The 24855-nt window shown below is 63.1% G+C and carries 23 protein-coding genes; 14 read left to right on the top strand and 9 right to left on the bottom strand.

Going from position 1 to position 24855, the window contains the following annotated elements; genetic code table 11:
* The 6 genes from nusB to nrdR all read right to left on the bottom strand — a co-directional run bounded on the left by nusB (nt 1) and on the right by nrdR (nt 4488).
* Complete coding sequence (gene nusB / locus HNO86_RS11695; protein WP_175377120.1) at nt 1–501, bottom strand: transcription antitermination factor NusB; 501 nt, start codon at nt 499–501, stop codon at nt 1–3.
* Nucleotides 498–974 (bottom strand): 6,7-dimethyl-8-ribityllumazine synthase, encoded by a 477-nt coding sequence (gene ribE, locus HNO86_RS11690; RefSeq protein WP_175377119.1) that lies wholly within the window; start codon nt 972–974, stop codon nt 498–500. The genes nusB and ribE overlap by 4 nt, the downstream gene beginning before the upstream one ends.
* Before the next feature lie 91 nt (nt 975–1065).
* A complete protein-coding gene (gene ribBA / locus HNO86_RS11685) occupies nt 1066–2157 on the bottom strand; it encodes a bifunctional 3,4-dihydroxy-2-butanone-4-phosphate synthase/GTP cyclohydrolase II (RefSeq protein WP_175377118.1) in 1092 nt (363 codons plus the stop codon).
* Between the two features lie 23 nt (nt 2158–2180).
* Nucleotides 2181–2846 (bottom strand): riboflavin synthase, encoded by a 666-nt coding sequence (locus HNO86_RS11680; RefSeq protein ID WP_175377117.1) that lies wholly within the window; start codon nt 2844–2846, stop codon nt 2181–2183.
* A 47-nt stretch (nt 2847–2893) separates the two neighbouring features.
* The gene (gene ribD / locus HNO86_RS11675; RefSeq protein ID WP_175377116.1) at nt 2894–4027 is read right to left on the bottom strand and encodes a bifunctional diaminohydroxyphosphoribosylaminopyrimidine deaminase/5-amino-6-(5-phosphoribosylamino)uracil reductase RibD; all 1134 of its coding nucleotides are present in this window, start codon (nt 4025–4027) and stop codon (nt 2894–2896) included.
* On the bottom strand, nt 4024–4488 hold the full coding sequence (gene nrdR, locus HNO86_RS11670; RefSeq protein WP_162634909.1) for a transcriptional regulator NrdR: 465 nt from the start codon (nt 4486–4488) through the stop codon (nt 4024–4026). The genes ribD and nrdR overlap by 4 nt, the downstream gene beginning before the upstream one ends.
* A gap of 127 nt (nt 4489–4615) precedes the next feature.
* On the opposite strand from nrdR, the gene HNO86_RS11665 reads away from it, so the two are divergent.
* From HNO86_RS11665 to trxA, 3 genes are all read left to right on the top strand, one after another.
* On the top strand, nt 4616–5080 hold the full coding sequence (locus tag HNO86_RS11665) for a YbaY family lipoprotein (RefSeq protein ID WP_175377115.1): 465 nt from the start codon (nt 4616–4618) through the stop codon (nt 5078–5080).
* On the top strand, nt 5077–5733 hold the full coding sequence (locus HNO86_RS11660) for a methyltransferase (protein WP_175377114.1): 657 nt from the start codon (nt 5077–5079) through the stop codon (nt 5731–5733). Before HNO86_RS11665 ends, HNO86_RS11660 begins: the two co-directional genes overlap by 4 nt.
* Nucleotides 5734–5901: 168 nt before the next feature.
* Nucleotides 5902–6774, top strand: coding sequence for a thioredoxin (gene trxA / locus HNO86_RS11655; RefSeq protein WP_175377113.1), 873 nt, complete (start codon nt 5902–5904; stop codon nt 6772–6774).
* A gap of 85 nt (nt 6775–6859) precedes the next feature.
* Here the strand turns inward: trxA and HNO86_RS11650 are convergent, their stop codons facing one another.
* Nucleotides 6860–7201 (bottom strand): hypothetical protein, encoded by a 342-nt coding sequence (locus HNO86_RS11650; protein WP_175377112.1) that lies wholly within the window; start codon nt 7199–7201, stop codon nt 6860–6862.
* 134 nt (nt 7202–7335) lie between these two features.
* On the opposite strand from HNO86_RS11650, the gene HNO86_RS11645 reads away from it, so the two are divergent.
* The 5 genes from HNO86_RS11645 to HNO86_RS11625 all read left to right on the top strand — a co-directional run bounded on the left by HNO86_RS11645 (nt 7336) and on the right by HNO86_RS11625 (nt 11443).
* A complete protein-coding gene (locus HNO86_RS11645; RefSeq protein ID WP_175377111.1) occupies nt 7336–7926 on the top strand; it encodes a DUF2796 domain-containing protein in 591 nt (196 codons plus the stop codon).
* A 126-nt stretch (nt 7927–8052) separates the two neighbouring features.
* A complete protein-coding gene (locus HNO86_RS11640; protein WP_175377110.1) occupies nt 8053–8763 on the top strand; it encodes an ABC transporter ATP-binding protein in 711 nt (236 codons plus the stop codon).
* Between the two features lies 1 nt (nt 8764).
* A complete protein-coding gene (locus HNO86_RS11635; RefSeq protein ID WP_175377109.1) occupies nt 8765–10030 on the top strand; it encodes an ABC transporter permease in 1266 nt (421 codons plus the stop codon).
* A gap of 11 nt (nt 10031–10041) precedes the next feature.
* Nucleotides 10042–10560 (top strand): DUF3299 domain-containing protein, encoded by a 519-nt coding sequence (locus HNO86_RS11630; RefSeq protein ID WP_175377108.1) that lies wholly within the window; start codon nt 10042–10044, stop codon nt 10558–10560.
* A 184-nt stretch (nt 10561–10744) separates the two neighbouring features.
* Nucleotides 10745–11443, top strand: coding sequence for an OmpW family protein (locus HNO86_RS11625; RefSeq protein WP_175377107.1), 699 nt, complete (start codon nt 10745–10747; stop codon nt 11441–11443).
* A 91-nt stretch (nt 11444–11534) separates the two neighbouring features.
* Here the strand turns inward: HNO86_RS11625 and HNO86_RS11620 are convergent, their stop codons facing one another.
* On the bottom strand, nt 11535–12419 hold the full coding sequence (locus tag HNO86_RS11620; protein ID WP_175377106.1) for a sugar nucleotide-binding protein: 885 nt from the start codon (nt 12417–12419) through the stop codon (nt 11535–11537).
* A 323-nt stretch (nt 12420–12742) separates the two neighbouring features.
* On the opposite strand from HNO86_RS11620, the gene HNO86_RS11615 reads away from it, so the two are divergent.
* Nucleotides 12743–17038, top strand: coding sequence for a DEAD/DEAH box helicase (locus HNO86_RS11615; RefSeq protein WP_175377105.1), 4296 nt, complete (start codon nt 12743–12745; stop codon nt 17036–17038).
* A gap of 64 nt (nt 17039–17102) precedes the next feature.
* On the opposite strand, the gene HNO86_RS11610 is transcribed toward HNO86_RS11615, so the two are convergent.
* Nucleotides 17103–19214, bottom strand: coding sequence for a mechanosensitive ion channel family protein (locus HNO86_RS11610; RefSeq protein ID WP_175377104.1), 2112 nt, complete (start codon nt 19212–19214; stop codon nt 17103–17105).
* 177 nt (nt 19215–19391) lie between these two features.
* Here HNO86_RS11610 and HNO86_RS11605 point away from each other — a divergent pair, with 177 nt between their 5' ends.
* From HNO86_RS11605 to HNO86_RS11585, 5 genes are all read left to right on the top strand, one after another.
* Complete coding sequence (locus HNO86_RS11605; protein WP_175377103.1) at nt 19392–20594, top strand: MFS transporter; 1203 nt, start codon at nt 19392–19394, stop codon at nt 20592–20594.
* Between the two features lie 181 nt (nt 20595–20775).
* Nucleotides 20776–21702: a DUF72 domain-containing protein gene (locus tag HNO86_RS11600; protein ID WP_175377102.1), complete on the top strand. Its 927-nt coding sequence runs from the start codon at nt 20776–20778 to the stop codon at nt 21700–21702.
* Entirely contained in the window at nt 21699–22496 is a 798-nt protein-coding gene (locus HNO86_RS11595) for an endonuclease/exonuclease/phosphatase family protein (protein ID WP_175377101.1), read from the top strand. Before HNO86_RS11600 ends, HNO86_RS11595 begins: the two co-directional genes overlap by 4 nt.
* Nucleotides 22493–23785 carry a cardiolipin synthase ClsB gene (clsB, locus tag HNO86_RS11590; RefSeq protein ID WP_175377100.1) on the top strand — a complete coding sequence of 431 codons (1293 nt, stop codon included), beginning with the start codon at nt 22493–22495 and terminating at the stop codon, nt 23783–23785. Before HNO86_RS11595 ends, clsB begins: the two co-directional genes overlap by 4 nt.
* Complete coding sequence (locus HNO86_RS11585) at nt 23772–24758, top strand: lysylphosphatidylglycerol synthase domain-containing protein (RefSeq protein WP_175377099.1); 987 nt, start codon at nt 23772–23774, stop codon at nt 24756–24758. Before clsB ends, HNO86_RS11585 begins: the two co-directional genes overlap by 14 nt.
* The last annotated feature ends 97 nt before the right edge of the window (nt 24759–24855 follow it).

Genomic DNA, 24855 nt, shown 5'->3' with positions numbered 1-24855 from the left:
TCAGCGCTTGAACGCCTTCACTTCAGCTTCACGCAGACGCGGTGCCAGCTTGTCGAGTACACCGTTGACGAACTTGTGGCCGTCGGTGGAACCGAAGACCTTGGCCAGTTCGATACCTTCGTTGATCACAACGCGGTAAGGCACGTCGACGCGCTTGAGCAGTTCCCAGGTGGACAGGCGCAGAACCGCCAGTTCAACCGGGTCCAGCTCTTCGATCGTCAGGTCCAGGCAAGGCTTGAGCGCGGTGTCGATTTCGGTCTTGAACTGCGGAACCCCGTGCAGGATTTCGCGGAAGTAGGCGCCATCGACATCGGTGAAATCGTTATCGACCCGGAACTGCGCTTCGATCTCGTTCAGCGACTGACGGGCCATGTGCCATTGATACAGGGCCTGGGTCGCGAGCTGACGGGCTTCGCGACGCTTGGCGCTTTTCGATGGCTTGCCGGCATCGGCAGGCTTTGGATCGCGCGGGTTGAAACGATCGCTTTCGTCGCTAATCACTTGGCCTCCAACTGCGCCAGCAGGCTGACCATTTCCAGAGCGGACAGGGCAGCTTCAGCACCTTTGTTGCCGGCCTTGGTGCCGGAACGTTCGATGGCTTGCTCGATGGAATCGACGGTCAGCACGCCAAAGGCGACCGGTACGCCGAACTCCATGGACACTTGGGCCAGGCCCTTGGTGCATTCACCCGCCACGTATTCGAAGTGCGGAGTGCCGCCACGAATGACCGCGCCCAGGGCGATGATTGCCGCGAACTCGCCCTTCTGAGCGACTTTCTGCGCAACCAGCGGGATTTCGAAGGCGCCAGGGGCACGGATGATGGTGATGTCGCTTTCGCTCACGCCATGGCGAACCAGGGCATCGATTGCACCGCTGACCAGGCTTTCAACGACGAAGCTGTTGAAACGGCCCACTACCAGAGCGTAGCGGCCTTTAGGGGCGATGAACGTACCTTCGATGGTCTTCAGGGTCATTCGATAGATCTCTTAAAGAGCCGGGACGCGTCTTCTACGCGCCCCTCAGTGATATTTGAACCGCGAATTACTGGCCGGAAACACCCGGTCATTATTCGGAGGGCACGTATTCTACAACTTCCAGATCGAAACCGGATATCGCATTAAATTTCATCGGCGCCGACATCAGGCGCATTTTGCGCACGCCCAGGTCACGCAGGATCTGCGAACCGGCACCCACAGTGCTGTAGGTGGTCGGTTTTTTCACCGCCGGGTGCTCGCTGTTTTCGCGGATGTGCGCCAGCAGGACATCGCCATCGAGCGGGTGACCGAGCAACAGCACCACACCGCTGCCGGCCTCGGCCACCGCGGCCATGGCGGCGCGCAGACTCCAGCGGCCCGGTTGCTTGACCATCAGCAGGTCGCGCAGCGGGTCCATGTTATGCACACGAACCAGGGTCGGTTCCTCGGCGCAGACATTGCCCAGGGTCAGGGCCATGTGCACGTCGCCTTCCACCGAATCACGATAGGTCACCAGGTTGAATTGGCCCAGTTCGCTGTCCAGCGGCTGCTCGGCAATCCGCTGAACGGTACGTTCGTGGATCATCCGGTAGTGAATCAGGTCGGCGATGGTGCCGATCTTGATGTTGTGTTCGGCGGCGAAGGTTTCCAGTTCGGCACGACGGGACATGGTGCCGTCGTCGTTCATCACTTCGCAGATCACGCCGCTCGGCTCGAAACCGGCCATGCGCGCCAGGTCGCAGGCCGCTTCGGTGTGGCCGGCGCGGGCCAGGGTGCCGCCGGCCTGGGCCATCAGCGGGAAGATGTGGCCGGGGCTGACGATGTCTTCGGCCTTGGCGTCCTTGGCGGCAGCCGCCTGCACGGTGCGGGCGCGGTCGGCGGCGGAGATGCCGGTGGTCACGCCGGTGGCCGCTTCGATCGACACGGTGAACTTGGTGCCGAAACCGGAACCATTGCGCGGCGCCATCAAGGGCAGCTTGAGCAGCTCGCAGCGCTCGCGGGTCATCGGCATGCAGATCAGGCCACGGGCGTGCTTGGCCATGAAGTTGATGTGCTCGGGCTTGCAGCACTCGGCGGCCATGATCAGGTCGCCTTCGTTCTCGCGGTCTTCGTCATCCATGAGGATGACCATCTTGCCTTGGCGGATGTCTTCAACCAGTTCTTCGATGCTATTGAGCGCCACAAGGCACCCCCTTCTTTCAAAATTCAGGATTTGAGGTAGCCGTTTTGGGCCAGGAAGCTTTCGGTAATGGTGCTGCCAGCTGCAGGTTCCGCCGCCTTGTCGCCCAGCAGCAGGCGCTCCAGGTAACGGGCGAGCAAATCGACTTCCAGATTCACCCGACGGCCTGGCTGGTACGACGCCATGATGGTTTCGGTCAGGGTGTGGGGAATGATGGTCAGCAGGAACTCGGCGCCATCGACCGCGTTCACGGTCAGGCTGGTGCCGTCGACGGTGATCGAGCCTTTATGGGCGATGTACTTGGCCAGTTCCTTCGGGGCGCGGATGCGGAATTCCACGGCCCGTGCGTTCTCGGTGCGGGCAACCACTTCGCCCACGCCATCGACGTGGCCGCTGACCAGATGCCCGCCCAGGCGGGTGGTCGGCGTCAGGGCTTTTTCCAGGTTGACCGGGCTGCCGCTTTTCAGGTCGTTCATGGCGGTGCAGTCGAGGGTTTCACGGCTGACGTCCGCCGCGAAGCCATTGCCCGGCAGTTCAACGGCGGTCAGGCATACGCCGTTGACCGCGATGCTGTCGCCCAGTTTGACGTCGCTCAAGTCGAGCTTGCCGGTTGCTACATGGACCCGCACATCTCCGCCTTTGGGGGTCAATGCACGGATACTGCCGATGGATTCGATGATGCCGGTGAACATGGGGTTCTCCTCGAGAACAGAGCCAGCGCTGTAACGATGGCCGGGAATTATACGCTCGCCGCTGGCAAAGGAATGGCAGTGACTCGCCAGTCATCGCCCACCGCGCGAATTTCAGTGATTTTGAGCGCCGGCGCATCCTTCATTTGGGCGAGCGGCCAGTCCAGCAACGGCCGGGCCGTGGAGCCCAGGAACTTGCCGGCCATGAAGATCTGGAACTCATCCACCAGCCCCAGCTGAGCGAAAGCACCCGCCAGCCGTGGACCCGCTTCGACCAGCACTTCGTTGATGCCACGGTTGGCCAACTCGACCAGTAACTGGCGCAAATCGACCTGGCCATCGAAGCCGGGCACGATCAGGCATTCCGGACCGTTGGCGTGTTGTTCCTCGACCGCCACGGAAGTTGCGATCAGTGCCGGCCCGGCCTTGAAGAACGGCGCATCCGGCGGCACCCGCAGGCGGCCGTCGACCAATACGCGCAGGGGCGGCCGGCTCATGGCCAGCGCGGTTTGCTCGGCATCCAGGCCCAGCTCATCGGCGCGTACGGTCAGGCGGGCGTTGTCCGTCAACACGGTATCGGCGCCGGTCAGCACCGCGCTGGCCTGGGCGCGCAGGCGCTGAACCGCCGAACGCGCGGCTGGGCCGGTGATCCATTGGCTTTCGCCGCTTTCCATCGCCGTGCGGCCGTCCAGGCTCATGGCCAGCTTGACCCGTACAAAGGGCAAGCCGTGCTCCATACGTTTGAGGAAGCCTTCATTGAGCTTGCGCGCCTCGCCTTCCAGCACGCCGCTGTCGGTGGCGATGCCAGCCTGCGCCAGGCGTTGCAGGCCGCGACCGGCAACTTCCGGATTCGGGTCCTGCATCGCTGCCACGACCCGCGCCACGCCGGCCTTCACCAAGGCGTCGGCGCAAGGCGGCGTACGACCGTGGTGGCTGCAAGGTTCAAGGGTCACGTAGGCGGTGGCGCCCCTGGCCAATTCACCGGCGGCGCGCAGGGCGTGGACTTCGGCATGGGGCTCGCCGGCACGCACGTGCCAGCCTTCGCCGACAACCTGCCCGTTACGGACGATCACGCAGCCGACCCGCGGGTTGGGATGGGTCGTGTAATGGCCGCGGCGCGCCAGTTCCAGCGCGCGGGCCATGTAATGGGCGTCGAGGATGGCTTGCTCGGCAGGCGTGGTCATTCTTTCTCCGGCTCCCGGGCCAGGCGATCGATCTCTTCGCGGAACTCGTTGAGGTCCTGGAAGCGGCGATAGACCGAAGCGAAGCGGATGTAGGCGACTTCATCGAGCTTTTTCAGCTCGGTCATCACCAGCTCACCGACCACGAGGGACTTGACCTCGCGCTCGCCGGTGGCGCGCAGTTTGTGTTTGATGTGCACCAGCGACGATTCGAGGCGCTCGACACTCACCGGGCGCTTCTCCAGCGCACGCTGCATGCCGGCGCGGAGTTTTTCTTCGTCGAACGGCTGGCGACTGCCGTCGGTTTTGATCAGGCGCGGCAACACCAGTTCAGCGGTTTCGAACGTCGTGAAACGCTCGCCGCAGGCCAGGCATTCACGCCGGCGGCGCACCTGTTCGCCCTCGGCGACCAGACGCGAGTCGATGACCTTGGTGTCGTTGGCACCGCAGAAGGGACAGTGCATGGTGGCAGGCAACAAAAAAAGGGAGGGCCATGGTAGCGCATCCCGGTGGCAAGACAAGCCATAGGCTTTGCGGTATACAGACGGCATGATCTGTCGATCCATGGATTTCACGTTTCCGGAGCTGCCCATGTCGTTACGCCCGCTCGTATTGCTCAGCCTTTTCAGCCTCCTGGTGGCCTGCAGCAGCGATGCGCCCAAGCCTCAGCCGCCGACGCCAGGCCCGGCACCGCAACAGGCGCAGAAAAAAGCCAAAGAAGCTGCCGAGCTCGGCCCGCTGCCGGCTTACCAGCGTGAATTGAGCGGCACCCTGCAGGGCGTGCCGGCCGGCGCCGAAGTCGAACTGGCACTGCTGGTGATCGACGAAAAGGATCGCCCGCAACAGTTGCTCGCCAGTTCAAGCCTGATCGGCACCAATCAGGTGTTGCCGTTTCACCTGCGCTTCAACCCGGACGCCTTTCCGGCCGGCGCACGGGTTGAATTGCGCGGTCGCGCCAGCCAGTCCGGCCAGCTGATCCTGCATCTGCCGTCGCAATTGATCACCCAACCCACCACCCAGGCACTGGGCCAACTGCAATTTGTCAAAGCCCCATGAGTGCACCGCTCGACCTGCAACAGGCGTTGAGTGAACTGCTCGGCGACGCGCGCCTGGTTGCCTGTGACCTGCCTGACACCGAGTTGAAGCTGTGGCTGATCGACGGCGACAACATGGACCGCGCCTTCAGCCCCGAGGAAACCCGTCGCATCCTGCATGAACCACCCTACTGGAGTTTCTGCTGGGCCAGCGGCCTGGCGGTGGCCCGATACCTGGCCGAATTCCCGGAATGGGTCAACGGCAAGCGGGTGCTGGATTTTGGCGCAGGTTCAGGCGTGGCGGGCATTGCCGCGGTCAAGGCCGGGGCGCTGGAAGTGGTGGCCTGCGATCTGGACCCGCTGGCGATTGCGGCCTGTCGGGCGAACGCCGAACTCAATGATGTACAGCTCAATTACTCGACGGATTTCTTCGCCGAGGCCGATCGCTTCGATCTGATCCTGGTGGCGGATGTGCTGTACGACCGGGCGAACCTGCCGCTGCTCGATGAATTCCTCAGCCGTGGCCGGCAAGCGCTGGTGGCGGATTCGCGGGTGCGGGATTTTCGTCATCCGTTGTATCGACGCATCGAAATGCTCGAAGCCATGACCTTGCCGGACCTGTGTGAGCCGGAAGAATTTCGGCATGTGAGCCTTTATCACGCGCAACGCCATTAAAAGCATCGCGGGCAAGCCCGCTCCCACAGGGATCGCACTGTACCTGTGGGAGCGGGCTTGCCCGCGATGACGGACGTCCCGACAACACACTATCGAGGGCCATCACGCTTCCGGCCACACCCCGCCAGGCCGTATAGTTGCCCCATTCACGCTTCTACGAGATCCCCCATGAGTCAGCAAACGCCGTACATCTTCGACGCCACGACTGCCGATTTCGACCAGTCGGTGATCGAGAACTCTTTCCACAAACCGGTACTGGTGGATTTCTGGGCCGAATGGTGTGCGCCGTGCAAAGTGCTGATGCCGATGCTGCAGACCATCGCCGAGAGCTATCAGGGCGAGTTGCTGCTGGCCAAGGTCAACTGCGATATCGAGCAGGACATCGTCGCCCGCTTCGGCATTCGCAGCCTGCCAACCGTGGTGCTGTTCAAGGATGGCCAGCCTGTCGATGGCTTTGCCGGGGCGCAGCCCGAGTCGGCCGTTCGCGCCCTGCTCGAGCCTCATGTCCAGATGCCGCCACCTGCCGCGGCCGATCCGTTGGAGCAGGCCCAGGCGCTGTTCGATGACAGTCGCTTCGCCGACGCCGAAGCCATCCTCACCGTCCTTTTGGGCGAGGACAACACCAACGCCAAGGCGCTGATCCTCTTTGCCCGCTGCCTCACCGAGCGCGGTGAACTGAGCGAAGCGCAAGCGGTGCTCGATGCGGTCAAGAGCGATGATCACAAGGCGGCCCTGGCCGGTGCGAAGGCGCAGATCAAGTTCCTTGGCCTGGCCAAGGACCTGCCCGACGCCGCCGACTTGAAGGCGCGCCTGGCGAAAGATCCGCAGGACGATGAAGCGGTCTACCAGCTTGCCGTGCAGCAACTGGCTCGCCAGCAGTACGAGGCGGCGCTCGATGGTTTGCTCAAGCTGTTCATGCGCAACCGCAGCTACAGCGAAGGTTTGCCGCACAAGACGTTGCTGCAGGTGTTCGAGTTGCTGGGTAATGATCACCCGTTGGTGACCGTGTACCGTCGCAAGTTGTTCGCTGCGCTTTATTAAGATCGAAAGATCGCAGCCTGCGGCAGCGCCTACAGAGGAATACGTTCCAATGCAGGAGCTGGCGCAGGCTGCGATCTTTTATGTTTCACTCGATCCAGCGGTAAATCGGCGTATCCGCGCCACTCTCCACTTTCACATCCGCACTGTGCCGCAGGCGCACCAGCAGCCGCTTGCCTGAAACCGCGCTACCGGTCAGCCCTTCCAGCTGATCCAGCAGATCCGGCCCGCTCAATTGCCCGGCCTTGCGCAGCAAATCCCGGGCGATCTGCCACAGCGTCTCATCCTGATTCGGCGTTTTGGCCGGTGTTGCGACGACCTCGGTTTTTTCCACCTGCAATTGCGCGCCGAACCGCGCCCAGTCGGCGTCATCCATCTCCAGCGTCAAATCCACCGGCCACTCGCCGATGCTTCCGCGAATTCGCAACATAGGTCTGCTCCCGCATATTTCTTCGCTGCATGCTCCCATGGGACTTGTGCAACGCCAAGCAGGCAGTCAAACTCTCCGCACTTACGTTATAAGATTACATAACATTTCTTTCATTTGCTTTCCGGAGATTCGCCATGCGTCGTCTGTTGCTCGCTTTGCCGTTTGCCCTGTTGCCGCTGGCTGTCGCCCATGCCGCGGACGAGCATGATCATGACCACGACCATGAACACGGCAGCCTCGGTGCCCATGAACACGGTGTCGGACGCCTGAACGCGGCGCTGGATGGCCAGACCCTGGAACTGGAACTGGATAGCCCGGCGATGAACCTGGTGGGCTTCGAGCACGCCGCCACCACTGACGCCGACAAGGCCAAGGTCGTCGCCGCCCGCAGCCAGCTGGAAAACCCGCTGGCGCTGTTCAGCCTGCCGAAGGCCGCCGGTTGCGTGGTGGCCAGCCAGGAGCTCAACAGCCCACTGTTCGGCGACAAGCCGGACGCCGACGATGATCACGATGAAGACGCCAAGGACGAACATCATCACGACCACAGCGAAATCCACGCCCACTACAGCTTCACCTGCGCCACTGCGGCCGCGCTGAAAACCCTGGACCTGGCGAATATCTTCAACACATTCCCGGCTACCCAGAAAATTCAGGTACAACTGATCAGCCCGAACGGGCAGCAAGGGGTGGAAGTCACGGCCAAGGCTGCGTCCCTGAAATTCTAAATTCACGTAGATCCCCTGTAGGAGCTGTCGAGTGAAACGAGGCTGCGATCTTTTGATTTTCAAAGTCAAAAGATCGCAGCCTTCGGCAGCTCCTGCACAGGTCATCAACATCACGAAATCGGCGCCATGACCCAAGCACTCATCGAACTGTCCGACCTGGGCTTCAGCTGGCCCGGTCATCCACCGCTGCTGGACATCCCGGCCTTTCGCCTGGAACCGGGCGAAACCCTGTTCCTCAAGGGCCCCAGCGGCAGTGGCAAGACCACCCTGCTCGGCCTGCTCGGCGGTGTGCAAAAGCCCGATCGCGGCAGCATCCGCCTGCTCGGCCAGGAGCTGACGCAACTGTCGGCCGGCGCCCGCGATCACTTTCGCGTCGATCACACCGGCTACATCTTCCAGCAGTTCAACCTGCTGCCGTTTCTCTCGGTGCGGGAAAACGTCGAGCTGCCCTGCCACTTCTCCAGGCTGCGTGCCCAGCGGGCGAAGCAGCGTCACGGCAGCGTCGACCAGGCCGCCGCGACCCTGCTCGCCCACCTCGGTTTAAAGGATGAACACATCCTCAGTCGTCGCGCCGACTCACTGTCCATTGGCCAACAGCAACGGGTCGCCGCCGCGCGGGCCCTGATCGGCCAGCCGGAACTGGTGATCGCCGACGAACCCACCTCCGCCCTGGATTTCGACGCCCGCGAAAACTTCATTCGCCTGCTGTTCGCCGAATGCCGCGAGGCCGGTTCGAGCCTGCTGTTCGTCAGCCATGACCAGAGCCTGGCGCCGCTGTTCGATCGTCATCTGTCGCTGGCCGAACTCAATCGCGCCGCCACTGTTTCCGAGGTCTGAGATGTACTTGTTTCGTCTAGCCATGGCCAGTCTGGCTAACCGCCGCTTCACCGCGATTCTCACCGCCTTCGCCATCGCCCTGTCGGTCTGCCTGTTGCTGGCCGTGGAGCGGGTGCGCACCGAAGCCAAGGCCAGCTTCGCCAGCACCATCAGCGGCACCGACCTGATCGTCGGCGCGCGTTCAGGCTCGGTGAACCTGCTGCTGTATTCGGTGTTCCGCATCGGCAACGCCACCAACAACATCCGCTGGGACAGCTTCGAACACTTCGCCAGCAACCCGAAGGTGAAGTGGGCGATTCCGATGTCCCTCGGCGATTCCCATCGCGGCTATCGGGTGATGGGCACCACCGAGGCCTACTTCGAGCACTACCAGTACGGTCGCCAGCAACACCTGGAACTGGCCGATGGCCGCGCCTTCGCCACCGATCCGTTCGAAGTGGTGCTCGGCGCCGAAGTGGCGGACGCCCTGCACTACAAGCTCGGCGACAAACTGGTGCTGGCCCACGGCGTGGCGGCGATCAGCCTGGTCAAGCATGACGACAAGCCATTCACCGTGGTCGGCATTCTCAAGCGCACCGGTACGCCGGTGGACCGCACGCTGCACATCAGCCTCGGCGGCATGGAGGCGATACACATCGACTGGCACAACGGCGTTCCGGCCCGGGGCAACGAGCGGATCAGCGCCGATCAGGCGCGCAACATGGATCTCAAGCCGCAAGCCATCACCGCGTTCATGCTCGGCCTCAACAGCAAGATTTCCACCTTCGCCCTGCAGCGGGAAATCAACGAATTCCGTGGTGAACCGATGCTGGCGATCCTGCCGGGCGTGGCGCTGCAGGAGCTGTGGAGCCTGATGGGCACCGCGGAAAAAGCCTTGTTCGTGGTCTCGCTGTTTGTAGTGCTGACCGGGTTGATCGGCATGCTCACGGCGATTCTCACCAGCCTCAACGAACGTCGCCGGGAGATGGCGATTCTGCGTTCGGTGGGTGCGCGCCCTTGGCATATCGCGACCTTGCTGGTGCTCGAAGCGTTTGCCCTGGCGCTGGCGGGAGTGGCCGCTGGCCTTGCGCTGCTGTATGTGTGCATCGCCGCGGCCCAGGGTTATGTGCAGGCCAATTACGGGCTGTATCTGCCACTGGCATGGCCAAGCGAGTATGAATGGACGCTGCTTGCTGGCATTCTGCTCGCCGCCCTGTTGATGGGCAGCGTGCCGGCCTGGCGCGCGTATCGCCAATCCCTGGCCGATGGCCTGTCGATCCGTTTATGAGGATGTTGAAAATGCCCCGCGCTCTGCTTGCGCTGTTGATGCTGGTCGCCCTGCCGCTGTGGGCAGCGGAGCCGAAGGAGCTGACCTGGTCGGAAATGATTCCGCCGGATGCCATGCCGGTCGTACCGGACATGACGCCCCTGCATGACCTGTCGAAGATGAGCGATGCGCTGTCCGCCGAATCGGCGCCGGCCGCCAAGCAGAGCATGCCCAACGCACCGGTGGTCCAGGCCCTCGACGGCCAGGATATACGCCTGCCGGGCTACATCGTGCCTCTGGAAGTGAATGAGGAAGGCCGCACCACGGAGTTCCTGCTGGTGCCGTACTTCGGTGCCTGCATCCACGTTCCGCCGCCGCCATCGAACCAGATCGTGCATGTCAAAAGCGAGGTGGGGGTGAAGGTCGACGAGCTGTATCAGCCGTATTGGGTCGAAGGGCCGATGCAGGTCAAGGCGTCCACCAGCGAGCTGGCCGATGCCGGGTATCAGATGCAGGCGGACAAGATCTACATGTATGAATTGCCGGAGTGATTTCGGCCCCCAAAAGATCGCAGCCTTCGGCAGCTCCTGCATTGGAATGCGTTTCCCTGCAGGAGCTGCCGAAGGCTGCGATCTTTTCAGGCCATCACGATTTCCTTGAGCTGAGTCAAAAGACCAATTCGTTAGCCGCCTTACCATTGGACATCAAAAATTTTTAACGTCCTTTGGAGCCCCCATGAACAAGTCCCTGCTCGGCGCCACGCTGTTTGCTCTCGCGCTCGCAGCCCCGCTCGCCCATGCCCACGAAAAAGGCGACATCCTCCTGCGTGCCGGCGCGATCACCGTTGATCCCAATACCGACAGCTCCACCGTGAAGGTCGATCAGGGTCCATTGAGCGGTGCCGATCTGGGCGGCAAGGCGACGCTGAGCAGCGACACGCAACTGGGCCTGAACTTCGCCTACATGATCACTGATCACCTGGGCATCGAACTGCTGGCGGCCACGCCGTTCGAGCATGACGTGAAACTCAAGGGCACTGCCCTGAGCGCAGCCAACGGCAAGCTCGGCAGCTTCAAGCAACTGCCGCCTACCCTGAGCCTGGTGTACTACCCGCTCGACGCCAAGTCGGCGTTCCAGCCTTATGTCGGTGCGGGCGTCAACTACACCTGGATGTACGACGAACACCTGAGCAGCGAAGCCCGCGCCAACGGTTTCAGCAACTTCAACACGAAAAACTCCTGGGGCGTGGCCTGGCAGGTTGGTGCGGACTACATGCTGACTGACCACATCCTGCTCAACGCCCAGTTGCGCTACATCGACATCGATACCCGCGCGACCGTGGAAAACAACGCCGTCGCACCGGGCACCCGGGCACGAGTCAACGTGGACGCAGATCCATTCGTGTACATGGTCGGTGTGGGCTACAAGTTCTAAAAATCGTTCACGTGGTGGGAACGAGCTGTAAAAAAAGGCGCCTGATGGGCGCCTTTATCTATTCCTGCATTTTTTCCTCTGTGGGAGCGCATCAGCCGTGGCGGTAGAACCGATCCAGCAACCCCGGCAACGCCGCACGCCAGGCGCGGGGTTTGATGCCGAAGGTGTGGAGGATTTTCTTGCAGGCCAGTACCGCGTGCTGCGGCTCTTCGGCGGCGTCGGGGCGCGCGGCGTGGGCCTGGGCGGTGGGGGCTTCGATGGCCAGCGGATGCAGGGCCCGGGCTTCGGTAAGGATCGCCTGCCCCAGCGCCAGCGGCGTGGTCGCCTCGTGTCCGGCGTAGTGATAGGTGCCCCACAGCGGCGCCGCGCAGTCGAGTTGCTTGAGCACCGAGATGATGACCCGCGCTGCGTCGTCCACCGGTGTCGGATTGCCACGACGATCATCGGCCATCAACAGCTCTTCCGGGCGCTCGGCCCGACCGAGGAAACGCCCGAGAGTGCCATCGGGGCTGTCATCGAGCAGCCAGCCGAAACGCAGCAGAACGTGCTGTGGACACGTCGCGCGGACGCTCTGTTCGATCCGCCACAACGCCTGGCCGCGCAGGCCCAGCGGTACCGGCTCGTCCTTTTCGCTGTAGGCCGTGGCGCGGGAGCCGTCGAACACGCGATAGCTCGAAGGCTGCAGCAGAACGATATTGTGATGCTGGCACAGTTCGGCCAGACGCTCGATCGCCCGCTCCTGCCCGGCCAGACGCTGTTCGCTGACCGCTTCGGCCTGGAACCAGTCGAAGTAGTAGGCAAGGTTGATCAACGCGTCCGGGCGGGTGTCGTCGAGCAGTTGGGTCAGGCTCGCGGCATCCCAGCCGTCTTGCGGCGGGCGGGGGGCAAGGAAATTGATGTCTTCCTCTGCACCGAGGCGAATCAGCGCCTGCCCAAGGGCATTTCCGCCGCCCAGTAACATAAGGCGCATTCGCATAAAGTCAGCAGGCCCAGTCTGATTGGAACAATGGTTTTATCGACAGCGCCTGTGGGCGATGTCGTCGATAGTTGCCGGAATCGTTGCATTTTGCGGGTTTAGTGCGCAACCGTCATCCGCAAAGTGTAGATGGCAGGGTTTTGTGGCGCTGCATCCGGCCTCTTCGCGGGCAGCCCGCTCGCACAGAGATTTGCAGTGAACAGGGCATTTGTGAATGACACGGACACTGTGAGAGCGGGCTTGCCCGCGAGGAGGCCCTCAAGACCACCACAAAGCCCCGGCGGTACTTGCATCTTCCCGCCCCCACCCGCATAACTGACCCCATGAACCTGCCCATCCCCGCCGACAGTGCCCTGAGCGGCTTCCATCCTGCCGTCAGCGCCTGGTTCAGCAACACCTTCGCGACGGTCACCGCCGCCCAGGCCCGGGCGTGGCCGCTGATCCGCCAGCGCCGCTCGACCCTGATCGCCGCGCCCACCGGCTCCGGCAAGACCCTCACCGCATTTCTCGCCGTCATCGACGATCTGGTCCACCGCGGCCTGGAAAGCCCCGAAGGCCTGCCCGACCAGACCCTGGTGGTCTACGTCTCGCCGCTCAAGGCGCTGTCCAACGACATCCAGATCAACCTGCAAGACCCACTGGCCGGCATCACCGAACAACTGCGGGTCATGGGCCTGCCGGAACTTCAGATCACCACCGCCGTGCGCACCGGCGATACCCCGCAGAAAGAACGCTCGGCGATGCGCAAGACCGCGCCGCACATTCTGGTCACCACCCCCGAATCCCTTTACGTGCTGCTCGGCTCCGATTCCGGCCGGCAGATGCTCGAAACCACCCGCACGGTGATCGTCGACGAAATCCACGCCATCGCCGCCAGCAAACGCGGCAGCCATCTGGCCTTGAGCCTGGAACGCCTGCAGGCGCTGTGCGCCGAGCCACTGGTGCGCATCGGCCTGTCGGCCACGCAAAAACCCATTGATGCGGTATCGCGCTTTCTGGTCGGGCGCGATCGCGACTGCGAGATCATCGACATCGGCCACGCCCGCCCCCGGGACCTGGACATCGAAGTGCCGCCGGTGCCGCTCTCGGCGGTGATGGCCAACGATGTCTGGGAGCTGGTCTACGACCGTCTCGCCGCCCTTGCCCAGGAACACCGCACCACGCTGATTTTCGTCAACACCCGCCGCCTCGCCGAGCGCCTGAGCCGCCACCTGAGCGAGCGCCTGGGCAAGGACGCCGTCGCCGCCCACCACGGCAGCCTGGCCAAGGAGTTTCGCCTGGACGCCGAGCAGCGGCTCAAGCGTGGCGAGCTGCAAGTGCTGATCGCCACGGCCTCGCTGGAGCTGGGGATCGACATCGGTGACGTCGACCTGGTCTGTCAGATCGCCTCGCCGCGCTCGATTGCCGGTTTTCTGCAACGGGTCGGTCGCTCCGGGCACCAGGTCGGCGGCACGCCCAAGGGCCGACTGTTCGCCATCACCCGTGACGACCTGATCGAATGCGCGGCGCTGCTCGATTGCGTGCGCCGGGGCGAACTGGACACCCTGCAAATCCCCCAGGCGCCGCTGGACGTACTGGCGCAACAGATCATCGCCGAGGTGAGTTGCCAGGAATGGCCGGAGCAGGCGTTGCTGGAACTGTTCCGACAGGCCTCGCCCTACGCCGCGCTCGACGAAAAACACTACCAGGCGCTGCTGCACATGCTCGCAGAAGGCTACAACGGCCGACAGGGCATCCGCAGCGCTTATCTGCACCGCGATGCCGTCAACCGCACCCTGCGCGGGCGGCGCGGCAGCAAAATGACCGCCGTGACCAGCGGCGGGACCATTCCGGACAACGCCGACTACAGCGTGCTGCTCGAACCCCAGGGCCTGAACATCGGCAGCGTCAACGAAGACTTCGCCGTGGAAAGCATCGCCGGCGATGTGTTCCAGCTGGGCAATACTTCCTACCGCATCCTGCGGGTCGAAACCGGCAAGGTCCGGGTCGAGGACGCCCAGGGCCAGCCGCCGACCATCCCGTTCTGGCTCGGTGAAGCACCGGGACGCAGCGCGGAACTGTCGTTCGCCGTCGCGCGTCTGCAGGCGCAACTCGATGCGCTGCTGGGCGACACACCGGGCAATCTGCAACCGGCCCTCGACTGGCTGACCGCAACCCTGGGCCTGAACGTCGCCAGCGCCGAACAACTGGTGGAATACCTGGCCCGCGCGCGCCAGGCCCTGGGTGCCCTGCCGTCCCAGGACACTTTGCTGATGGAGCGGTTTTTCGACGAGTCCGGCGGCACCCAACTGATCATCCACACGCCCTTCGGCAGCCGCATCAACCGCGCCTGGGGCCTGGCCCTGCGCAAGCGTTTCTGCCGCACCTTCAACTTCGAATTGCAGGCCGCCGCCAGTGAGGACGCCATCGTCCTGTCGCTGTCCACCAGCCACAGCTTTGAACTGGACGATGTCTGGCGCTACCTGCACAGCAACAGCGCCGAGCACATCCTGATCCAGGCCGTGCTCGAGGCGCCGCTGTTCGGCGTGCGCTGGCGCTGGAATGCCGGAGTAGCGCTGGCCTTGCCGCGCTTCACCGGCGGGCGCAAGGTCGCGCCGCAGATCCAGCGGATGAAAAGCGAGGACCTGATCGCCAGCGTGTTTCCCGATCAGATCGCCTGTGTGGAAAACCTCGCCGGTGAACGGGAGGTTCCTGATCATCCGCTGGTGGAACAAACCCTCGACGACTGCCTGCACGAGGCCATGGACAGCGAAGGCTGGCTGGCGTTGTTGCGGCGCATGGAACGAGGCGAGGTGCGCCTGATCAGTCGCGATCTGCCGGCGCCCTCGCCGCTGGCCGCGGAGATTCTCAGCGCCCGCCCCTATACCTTTCTCGACGATGCACCGCTGGAAGAGCGCCGCACCCAGGCCGTGATCAACCGCCGCTGGAGCGATCCGCAATCCACCGACGATCTCGGTGCACTGGACGCCGAGGCCATCGTCGCCGTGGGCGAGGAAGCCTGGCCGAAGCCCAACAGCGTCGACGAGATGCACGAAGCGCTCATGAGCCTGGCGTGCATCACCGAGGCCGAGGCGCAGGCCAATGAGAACTGGGTCGATTGGTTGAATGCGCTGGCCGACAGTGGGCGAGCCTGTCGTCTCGATCAAGGGTTATGGCTGGCTCGGGAGCGGCTGACCTGCCTGCAAGCGATTTATCCACAGGCCGCCGTGTGGCCGGCGCTGGATGCCTTGCCCGGTTTCGATGAGCCCTGGGAACACGACGAAGCGGTGCTGGAAGTGATTCGCGCCCGGCTCAGTGCCTTCTCGCCGCTCCCGCTCGAAGCGATCGCCGGACCATTGGGATTGCCGCCGGTGCAAGTCATCCAGGCACTGGCGCAACTGGAGCGTGAAGGTTACGTCCTGCGCGGTCGCTTCATCCCCGGCGTGGAAGAGGAACAGTGGTGCGAGCGGCATTTGCTGGCGCGGATTCATCGCTACACGGTCAAGCGTCTGCGACGGGAAATCGAGCCGGTGGCGCTGCAGGATTTCATGCGTTTTCTCTTCGACTGGCAGCATCTGTCCAGCGCCAGCCAGGGTCAGGGCAGCGCGGTGTTGCCGTCGATCGTCGCGCAGTTCGAGGGTTACCCCGCCGCCGCATCCGCCTGGGACAGCGACATCCTGCCGGCGCGTATCAAGGACTATTCGGCCACTTGGCTCGATGATTTGTGTCGCAGTGGCAAGCTGATCTGGACCCGACTGACCGCGCGCAACAAGGGCGCCAGCAGCGCCCTGCGCAACACGCCCATCGTGCTGCTACCGCGCAACCGGGTCGGGCTGTGGAGCGATCTGACCGAGCAGACGCCGGTCAATGAGCTGTCGCCCAAGACGCAAAAAGTCTACGAAGCCCTGCGCCAGCACGGCGCGCTGTTTTTCGATGAGCTGACCCACGAAGCCCATGTGCTGCGCACCGAACTGGAAATCGCCTTGCAGGAGCTGGTGGGCGCCGGGCTGGTGAACGCCGACAGCTTCGCCGGCCTGCGCGCGCTGATCACTCCGGCCAGCAAACGGCAGAATCGCAGCAGCCGTCGCGGACGCGGGGCGTTTATCGGCGGCATGGACGATGCCGGGCGCTGGGCGTTGCTGCGACGTGGCGCTGTGACTGAGGGTGCACGTCCTACCGCCATTTCCCCCGATACCCTGGAACACATCGCCATGACCTTGCTGCGCCGTTATGGCGTGGTGTTCTGGCGCTTGCTGGAGCGTGAGGCGGACTGGCTGCCCAGCTGGCGCGAACTGCTGCGCACGTTCCATCGGCTGGAGGCCCGAGGCGAAATTCGTGGCGGGCGTTTTGTCAGTGGCCTGGCGGGGGAGCAATTCGCCCTGCCCGAGGCAATCGCGCTGCTGCGCGAAGTCCGCCGCCGGCCCCATGACGGCAGTTTGATCGCGGTGTGCGGCGTCGATCCGCTGAACCTGGCGGGGACGTTGTTGCCGGGGGTGAAAGTGCCGGCATTGGCGAGCAATCGGCTGGTGTATCGGGATGGATTGCCGGCGGCTGCCGAGATTGCCGGCAAGCAGCAGTTTTGGCTGGAGCTGGATCAGCAAGGGATGGCTGAAGTGCGCAGCAAACTGATCCGGCATTGAGAGTGTCTGGGCTTGCTCGCGAAGAGGCCGGCACAGTCACCAAAGAATCACCGGCCGAACCCAATCACTGCGGCCGAACCCGCTCCGGCATCAACACCGCCGAATGCTCCACCTCCCCATCCATCACCGGCTCAGACCGTCTGGGCATCAAAACCTGCTGTGGATAAGTCTGCGCGAAATGCACTTCAGGATGGTTATCCACAAGCTTCTTCAACCGCTGGTTGAACGCCCGACTGACCGCATATTGCCCACCCGACACAGTCCGGAACTGCGCCGTCAGCACCACGCCATTGAGGTCCATCTTGTCGACGCCGAACACATCCAGCGGCCCCTGCAGGTTGTACTTGAGAAAAGGATCGCTGCTGATCTCGTGCCCCGCCTCGCGAATCAGTTCGATGGCCCGGTCGACATCGGTGTCGTAGGTGAACTGCACCGAAAAGAACGCATAGGCAAATTGCCGGGATTGGTTGGTGACCGCCTTGATCTGCCCGAACGGTACCGAATGCACGAAACCCTTGCCGTCGCGCAGGCGCAGGGTGCGGATGGTCAGACCTTCGACAGTGCCAGCGTGGCCGGAGTCGAGCACCACCCAGTCGCCGATGGACAGCGTGTCTTCGATGATGATGAACAGGCCGGTGATGACGTCCTGCACCAGTTGCTGGGAACCGAAGCCGATCGCCAGCCCGATCACCCCGGCACCAGCGAGGAACGGCGCGACGTTGATCCCCAGGTTGGCCATGGTGGTGATCGCGCAAATCACCACCAGGACGATTTTGATCGCATTGCGCAGCAACGGCAGGATGGTCTTCACCCGGGTGCTGGGCTGGCGCGCCGAGCGTTTGTTGACCGGCGGTTTCAGGGCTTCCTGAATCGCCGTGTCGAGCACCACCCAGACCATCCAGGTCACCAGGAAGATCAGGCCGATGTGGCTCAGGGAATCGCTAATCGCCCGGCCGACCGAATTGCTCACCGCAAATTCGAACAGCGACACGCCCCAGATCCGCCCGAGGATGTCGATGAACACGATGGCCATGGCGATGCGCAGCAACGCGTGGGAGAGGCTGAGAAAGCGCTCCTTGTAGGCGCTGCTGCGGCGTACGTCTGACTGATTGTGGGATTTGAACAGGTGATGCAGCGTAGTGCTCAGGAACACTCCGGCGATCAGCAATACGGTGGTGAACAGCGCGCTGCGCAGGACTTTCTGGTTGTCATCGCCGACGCCGATCAGGTTGACGATCGACACCAGCACCATCAACAGGATCGGCCAGTACCAGAGCCCGGAAAAAATCCGCAGGGTTTCGCGCAAGGCCGGCTTCGAACGACGCTGGGCCAGCGGCAGGATCCGTATCACCTGGGCGACGGGACGGCGCATGCGAATCACCAGCCAACCGAAGGCGATCGACGCCGCAAGCCCCGTGAACACCGCGATGCTGCTGGTGAGGTTGCCGCCCAGTTGATGGGCGATCTGCGGGCTGGTCAGGGCATCGCTCAGAGCGACGAGAAAGCCGATCACGAATAGCGGTCGCGGGCTGTGCTGGCGGATGATCTGCACCGCGCGGCGCTTGTGGCCGGCGTTGAACAGCACCACCAGTGACATCACCAGGGACGCGGCGAACACACCGCTGCTGGTGGCGTAGGCGAAACACAACGCCAGGGCCCGACCGGCGGAGATCGGCAGCCAGTGGCTGGCGTAAATCGTCAGCGGCAGGCTGACCACCGCCGGAATGCTCCAGGGCAGCACGTAGCCCAGCAATGCCTGACCACGCTCGCGGCTGAGCAGCAGGCGATGGCGGCACAGGCGCTCGGTCAGCGACTTGCCGAACATCCACAGCAGGCCGAAGACTCCGGCCCACACGGCGGTCAGCAACAGGAAATCGCCGGACACGCTCCACGCCGAACGGGCCGATGGGCGATTGACCAGCTGATCCACCTCATCGGCGGCGCGGTCGGCGCGCAAACGCCAGGCGTCGAGCAGGTCTTCGTTGAGGTCGAGTTTGTCCTGGACCTCATCGAGGCTGGAGCTGATGGCGCCCAGCAACCCGCCTTCCACCAGCGGCTGCGGATGCGCTGGCGGTGTCGCGGCGGCCGGCACACCGGGAATCGTCGCGGCTTCCAGTTCCTCGCTGCCCAGAAACAGCAGCGCCCCCATTAATATCGCGGTCTTGAGCTTGATCAAAGCACGCGCTCCATTGGATGAGACTGTAAGGAACTGATCGATAAATGGGCGGCAAGTTCGCCCTCCCCCTGGATATTTGCCCCCCACGCAAATATCAAATGCCCATCCCTGTATTTTTCCGCACAACCCAAACCCCGACACTGCGCTCCATCGAATCAACCCACTGGAGTTGCAGCCATGCCCATTGCCTTGCTCGCGCTGACCCTCAGCGCCTTTGCCATCGGGACGACCGAGTTCGTCATCGTTGGCCTGTTACCCACCATCGGCGCCGACCTTGGGGTCAGCCTGCCGTCCGCCGGGCTGTTGGTCAGCCTGTATGCCCTGGGTGTCGCCGTCGGCGCGCCGGTGCTGACCGCACTGACCGGCAAAGTCCCGCGCAAACTGCTGTTGTTGTCGCTGATGGTGCTGTTTACCCTCGGCAACCTGTTGGCCTGGAAAGCACCGAGTTATGAGTCGCTGATTCTGGCGCGCATCGTCACGGGCCTGGCCCACGGGGTGTTTTTCTCGATCGGCTCGACCATCGCCACCAGCCTTGTGCCCAAGGAAAAAGCCGCCAGCGCGATCGCCATCATGTTCACCGGCCTGACCGTGGCACTGGTCACCGGCGTGCCGCTGGGCACGTTCATCGGTCAGCATTTGGGCTGGCGTGAAACCTTCCTCGCCGTGTCGGCCCTGGGCGTGATCGCCTTTATCGGCAGCCTGCTCTTTGTTCCGAAAAACATCGCCCACAGCAAACCCGCTTCGCTGTTGCAGCAATTGCAGGTACTCAAACAACCTCGCCTGCTGCTGGTGTACGCCATGACCGCCATCGGCTACGGCGGCTCGTTCATCGCCTTCACCTTCCTGGCGCCGATCCTTCAGGACCTCTCGGGCTTCAGCGCCAGCACCGTCAGCCTGGTGTTGCTGGTGTACGGCGTCTCCGTGGCGGTCGGCAACATCTGGGGTGGCAAACTGGCGGACAAGCGCGGCCCTGTCAGCGCCCTGAAAATCATCTTCGCCCTGCTCGCCGCCGTGCTGTTCACACTGACCTTCACCGCCGGCAATCCATGGCTGGCGCTGGCCACCGTGCTGGTCTGGGGCGCCGTGGCATTCGGAAATGTGCCGGGGCTGCAGGTGTATGTGGTGCGCCAGGCCGAACACCACACCCCGCGTGCGGTGGACGTGGCTTCGGGCCTGAACATCGCCGCGTTCAACCTGGGTATCGCCGGCGGCGCCTGGGGCGGTGGTTTGATCGTGGCGCACATGGGCTTGATCCATACCGCGTGGATCGGCGGTCTGGTGGTGCTGGTGGCGCTGGCGTTGACGGCGTGGAGTGGGCGTCTTGACCGGTTGGGCCCGGTGTATGCCCCAAGCTCGACCCGTATCGTCACAGGCCACTGATCCTCCCTGTAGGAGCTGGCGCAGGCTGCGATCTTTTGATCTTGAAAAACAAAATCAAAAGATCGCAGCCTGCGGCAGCTCCTACGTTGTTATGTGTTGCACTGCCGTCCGTAGTCCCACCGAAACTTTCCCCGCCACCCCACAGTCAGCAAAGAAATGGGGCACTCGGACGGGAGGCGACATGGCGGCGATTCATATCGGTATTTCAGGTTGGCGCTACACGCCCTGGCGGGGGGATTTCTACCCAAAGGGGTTGCCGCAGAAACGCGAACTGCAATTCGCGTCGCGGGCCGTCAACAGCATCGAAATCAATGGATCGTTTTACGCCCTGCAACGGCCTGAACGCTACGCCCAGTGGTACGCCGATACGCCCCTGCACTTCGTGTTCAGCGTCAAGGCACCGCGGTTCATCACCCACATCAAGCGTCTGCGGGACATCCAGAAACCCCTGGCGAATTTCTTCGCTTCCGGGTTACTGGAACTGCGGGAAAAACTCGGCCCGATCCTCTGGCAGTTTCCGCCCAACTTCAAATTCGATGCCGAACTGTTCGAAAGCTTTCTCGAACAATTGCCCCACAACACCGAACAGGCCGCCGCCCTGGCCCGGCAGCACGACTTACATCTGAACGGCCACGCGAGCCAGAAGGCCTACAAAAAGAAGCCGGTGCGCCACGCCGTGGAAATCCGCAACGACAGCTTCATCGACCCCGCCTTCGTCCGTCTGCTCAAGCGCTACAACACCGCCCTGGTGATTGCCGACACCGCCGGCAGATGGCCCTATCGCGAAGACATCACCAGCGACTTCGTCTACCTGCGCCTGCACGGTGCCGAAGAGCTGTACGCCAGCGGTTACACACCGCAGGCCTTGAAACGCTGGGGCGAAAGGATCGAAGCCTGGCACAACGGCCGGCAACCCAGTGACCCGCAGTTGATCGCGCCCCGGGAGAAACCCAGGGTGCGCAAATCCCGTGAAGTGTTTTGCTATTTCGATAACGACATCAAGGTCCGCGCGCCCTTCGATGCCCGTCGTCTGCTGGAGCATTTAGACCTCGACCAACACCTGGCCACCGCCCCCGGTGAGCCCGTTGCCGAAGGAGCGCTGCCATGACGATTCCCGAACCGGTCGGCGTCACCGACGAGCAGGCCGCCATCGAGACCACGGTGCATCGTTTCACGGTGCTGACGGTCAACACCCACAAGGGTTTCACCGCACTGAACCGACGTTTCATCCTGCCTGAACTGCGCGAAGCCGTGCGCAGTGTCTCGGCCGATGTGGTGTTCTTGCAGGAAGTCCACGGCACCCACGAACAGCACCCCAAGCGCTACGACAACTGGCCCTCGATTCCGCAATATGAGTTCCTCGCCGACACCCTGTGGCCGCAGTTCGCCTATGGGCGCAATGCGGTGTATCCAGCGGGCGATCACGGCAATGCGCTGCTGTCGAAATTCCAGATCGTGCGTCACGAGAACCTCGATGTATCCATCAGCGGCCACGAAAATCGCGGCCTGCTGCATTGCGTGCTGCGCCTGCCCGGCGACGGCCCCGAGCTGCACGCGATCTGCGTTCATCTGGGCCTGCGGGAAAGCCATCGCAACGCCCAACTCAAATTGCTCGCACGACGGCTTCAGGAGCTGCCGGACGATGCGCCGGTGATCGTCGCCGGGGATTTCAACGATTGGCGCCAGCGCGCCGATGCCCTGCTCACGCCCCACGGTTTGCGCGAAGTATTCGCCGAGCAGCACGGCAAACCGGCCCGCAGCTTTCCCGCCCGCTTGCCGGTGCTGCGCCTGGACCGCATCTACGTGCGCCACCTCAAGGCCACCCTGGCACAGGTGCTGACGACACGTCCCTGGTCACACCTTTCGGACCACGCCCCCCTGTCGGTGGAGATCGAACTATGAGCACTTCGCCCATGGAAAAAACCGCCGTGGAAACGATCACCTCACCGCCGTCGAACGAGCCGGCAGCGGTGGATGTCGAGTACCGCTGGCAAGGCAACAACCGCGTCGAATTGCTGGAAAACGGCGAAGCCTATTTTCCCAGGGTGTTCGAGGCGATGCGCCAGGCAAAGACCGAGATCCTGCTGGAAACCTTCATCGTCTTCGAAGACAAGGTCGGCGAAGAACTCAAGACCGTGCTCATCGAAGCGGCGCAGCGCGGGGTGCGGGTCACCGCCAGCTTCGACGGCTTCGGTTGCGGAGAACTGAGCACGGGTTATCTCACTGCCCTAAGCGGCGCGGGCGTGCATCTTCAGATGTTCGACCCGGCCCCCAAGCGTTTGGGCATTCGCACCAACTGGTTCCGCCGCCTGCATCGCAAGATCGTGGTGGTGGACGGGACCGTCGCCTTCATCGGCGGGATCAACTTTTCCGGCGACCATCTGGCCGACTTCGGCCCCGAAGCCAAGCAGGACTATTCGGTGGAAGTCCAGGGCCCGGCAGTGGCCGACATTCACCACTTCGCCCTGCTGCAATGCGGCCGTCCCGCACGGGCCAAATACTGGTGGCAACGGCGCCGGCAGCGTCGCTCGGAACTGGTCATCAATGACTGTGACGGACAGGTTCGCCTGGTGTACCGCGACAACGCCGAGCACTCGACCGACATCGAGGAGATTTACCGCCAGGTCCTGCGCACCGCCCAACGCCGCGTGGTGATCGCCAACGCCTACTTTTTCCCCGGCTACCGACTGCTGCGCGAGATCCGCAACGCCTCCCGCCGTGGCGTCGATGTGCGCCTGATTCTGCAAGGCCAGCCCGACATGCTGGTGGCCAAGCTCGCCGCGCGCATGACCTACGATTACCTGCTCAGGTCCGGGGTGAAGATCTACGAGTACTGCGACCGCCCACTGCACGGCAAGGTCGCGCTGGTGGACGAAGACTGGAGCACCGTGGGTTCCAGCAACCTCGACCCGTTGAGCCTGTCGATGAACCTGGAAGCCAACGTGCTGATCCGCGATCGCGCCTTCAACCGCGACCTGTTCGAGCGGCTGGAAGAGCTCAGCGAAAACCACTGCAAGCTCATGTCCGTCGACACCGCGCCGCGCGGACGAATCTGGCACATGACGGTGGGCTTTCTGGTGTTCCACTTCCTGCGCCATTTCCCGGCAATGGCCGGTTGGTTGCCGGCGCATAAACCGCGCCTGAAAACTTACACCTCACCGACCGGGAGCGATCAGCATGAGCCGAAGTGACGCCCAGGCGACAGCCCACGCCGAACACCCGGCCAAGTCACGTTTAAGCCGCTGGAAACGACCGCTGACAATGCTGTTTTTCCTGGCGCTGATCGTGCTGCTGACAATGTTCGCCTCGCGCATCGAATGGGCGGAAGTGCTGCACACGCTGACCGAATTCAAGATGCGTACGCTGCTCATCGCCGCCGGGCTGACCCTGACCAGTTTTCTGGTCTATGCCTGTTTCGACCTGATCGGCCGCACCTACATCCGCCAGGACCTGACGTGGAAACAGATCCTGCCGGTGGGGATCATCAGCTATGCCTTCAACCTCAACCTGAGCGCCTGGGTTGGCGGCATCGCCATGCGCTACCGACTCTATTCGCGGCTCGGCGTGAGCAAGAGCAACATCGCGAAAATCCTCGGGCTGAGCCTGGCGACCAACTGGTTCGGCTACATGCTGATCGCCGGTGCGATCTTCAGCAGCGGGCTGGTGCGCATGCCGCCGGGCTGGAAGCTGAGCAGCGATGCGCTGCAAGGCGTCGGCGTTTTGCTGCTGCTGGCCAGTGCCGGGTATCTGGCGGCGTGTCAGTTTTCCAAGCGACGCGAATGGGCGATTCGCGGCGTGGAAATCAACCTGCCGTCGTTGCGCATGGCGATCCTGCAACTGGGCCTTGGGGCGCTGAACTGGTCACTGATGGCGGCGGTGATCTTCACCCTGCTGCCGAGCAAACTCGATTACCCGTTGGTGCTGGGCGTGTTGCTGATCAGCGCCATCGCCGGGGTCATCACCCACATCCCGGCGGGGCTCGGGGTGCTGGAAGCGGTGTTCGTGGCGTTGCTGCAACACGAGGTATCGCGGGGGAGTCTGGTGGCGGGGTTGTTGGCTTATCGGGCGATTTATTTTCTGCTGCCGTTGTTGATCACGCTGGTGATGTATCTGGTGGTGGAGGCCAAGGCCAAGTCGTTGCGGATTGCCAAAAAGCCCAAGTGACTTGTGGTGTCTGGGCGGGCCTCTTCGCGGGCAAGCCTCGCTCCTACAAGGGTCTTCTGTGGACACAAATTTCGTGAACGACTCGGACACTGTAGGA

Origin of the sequence: Pseudomonas sp. C1C7, from assembly GCF_013359595.1 — a bacterium.
GTDB lineage: Bacteria > Pseudomonadota > Gammaproteobacteria > Pseudomonadales > Pseudomonadaceae > Aquipseudomonas.
Note: the sequence above shows the minus strand (reverse complement) of the source record. Positions and strands in the feature narration are given on the sequence as shown.

Excerpts from the sequence above, each read along its gene's own strand:
- HNO86_RS11645 (WP_175377111.1), top strand. The coding sequence starts at position 7,336 with ATGCGTCGTCTGTTGCTCGCTTTGCCGTTTGCCCTGTTGCCGCTGGCT.
- HNO86_RS11680 (WP_175377117.1), bottom strand. The coding sequence starts at position 2,846 with ATGTTCACCGGCATCATCGAATCCATCGGCAGTATCCGTGCATTGACC.
- clsB (WP_175377100.1), top strand. The coding sequence starts at position 22,493 with ATGAGCACTTCGCCCATGGAAAAAACCGCCGTGGAAACGATCACCTCA.
- nrdR (WP_162634909.1), bottom strand. The coding sequence starts at position 4,488 with ATGCACTGTCCCTTCTGCGGTGCCAACGACACCAAGGTCATCGACTCG.
- HNO86_RS11620 (WP_175377106.1), bottom strand. The coding sequence starts at position 12,419 with ATGCGAATGCGCCTTATGTTACTGGGCGGCGGAAATGCCCTTGGGCAG.
- trxA (WP_175377113.1), top strand. The coding sequence starts at position 5,902 with ATGAGTCAGCAAACGCCGTACATCTTCGACGCCACGACTGCCGATTTC.
- HNO86_RS11665 (WP_175377115.1), top strand. The coding sequence starts at position 4,616 with ATGTCGTTACGCCCGCTCGTATTGCTCAGCCTTTTCAGCCTCCTGGTG.
- HNO86_RS11585 (WP_175377099.1), top strand. The coding sequence starts at position 23,772 with ATGAGCCGAAGTGACGCCCAGGCGACAGCCCACGCCGAACACCCGGCC.
- HNO86_RS11630 (WP_175377108.1), top strand. The coding sequence starts at position 10,042 with ATGCCCCGCGCTCTGCTTGCGCTGTTGATGCTGGTCGCCCTGCCGCTG.
- HNO86_RS11650 (WP_175377112.1), bottom strand. The coding sequence starts at position 7,201 with ATGTTGCGAATTCGCGGAAGCATCGGCGAGTGGCCGGTGGATTTGACG.
- HNO86_RS11600 (WP_175377102.1), top strand. The coding sequence starts at position 20,776 with ATGGCGGCGATTCATATCGGTATTTCAGGTTGGCGCTACACGCCCTGG.
- HNO86_RS11605 (WP_175377103.1), top strand. The coding sequence starts at position 19,392 with ATGCCCATTGCCTTGCTCGCGCTGACCCTCAGCGCCTTTGCCATCGGG.
- HNO86_RS11635 (WP_175377109.1), top strand. The coding sequence starts at position 8,765 with ATGTACTTGTTTCGTCTAGCCATGGCCAGTCTGGCTAACCGCCGCTTC.
- ribD (WP_175377116.1), bottom strand. The coding sequence starts at position 4,027 with ATGACCACGCCTGCCGAGCAAGCCATCCTCGACGCCCATTACATGGCC.
- HNO86_RS11640 (WP_175377110.1), top strand. The coding sequence starts at position 8,053 with ATGACCCAAGCACTCATCGAACTGTCCGACCTGGGCTTCAGCTGGCCC.
- ribE (WP_175377119.1), bottom strand. The coding sequence starts at position 974 with ATGACCCTGAAGACCATCGAAGGTACGTTCATCGCCCCTAAAGGCCGC.
- HNO86_RS11625 (WP_175377107.1), top strand. The coding sequence starts at position 10,745 with ATGAACAAGTCCCTGCTCGGCGCCACGCTGTTTGCTCTCGCGCTCGCA.
- HNO86_RS11595 (WP_175377101.1), top strand. The coding sequence starts at position 21,699 with ATGACGATTCCCGAACCGGTCGGCGTCACCGACGAGCAGGCCGCCATC.
- HNO86_RS11660 (WP_175377114.1), top strand. The coding sequence starts at position 5,077 with ATGAGTGCACCGCTCGACCTGCAACAGGCGTTGAGTGAACTGCTCGGC.
- HNO86_RS11615 (WP_175377105.1), top strand. The coding sequence starts at position 12,743 with ATGAACCTGCCCATCCCCGCCGACAGTGCCCTGAGCGGCTTCCATCCT.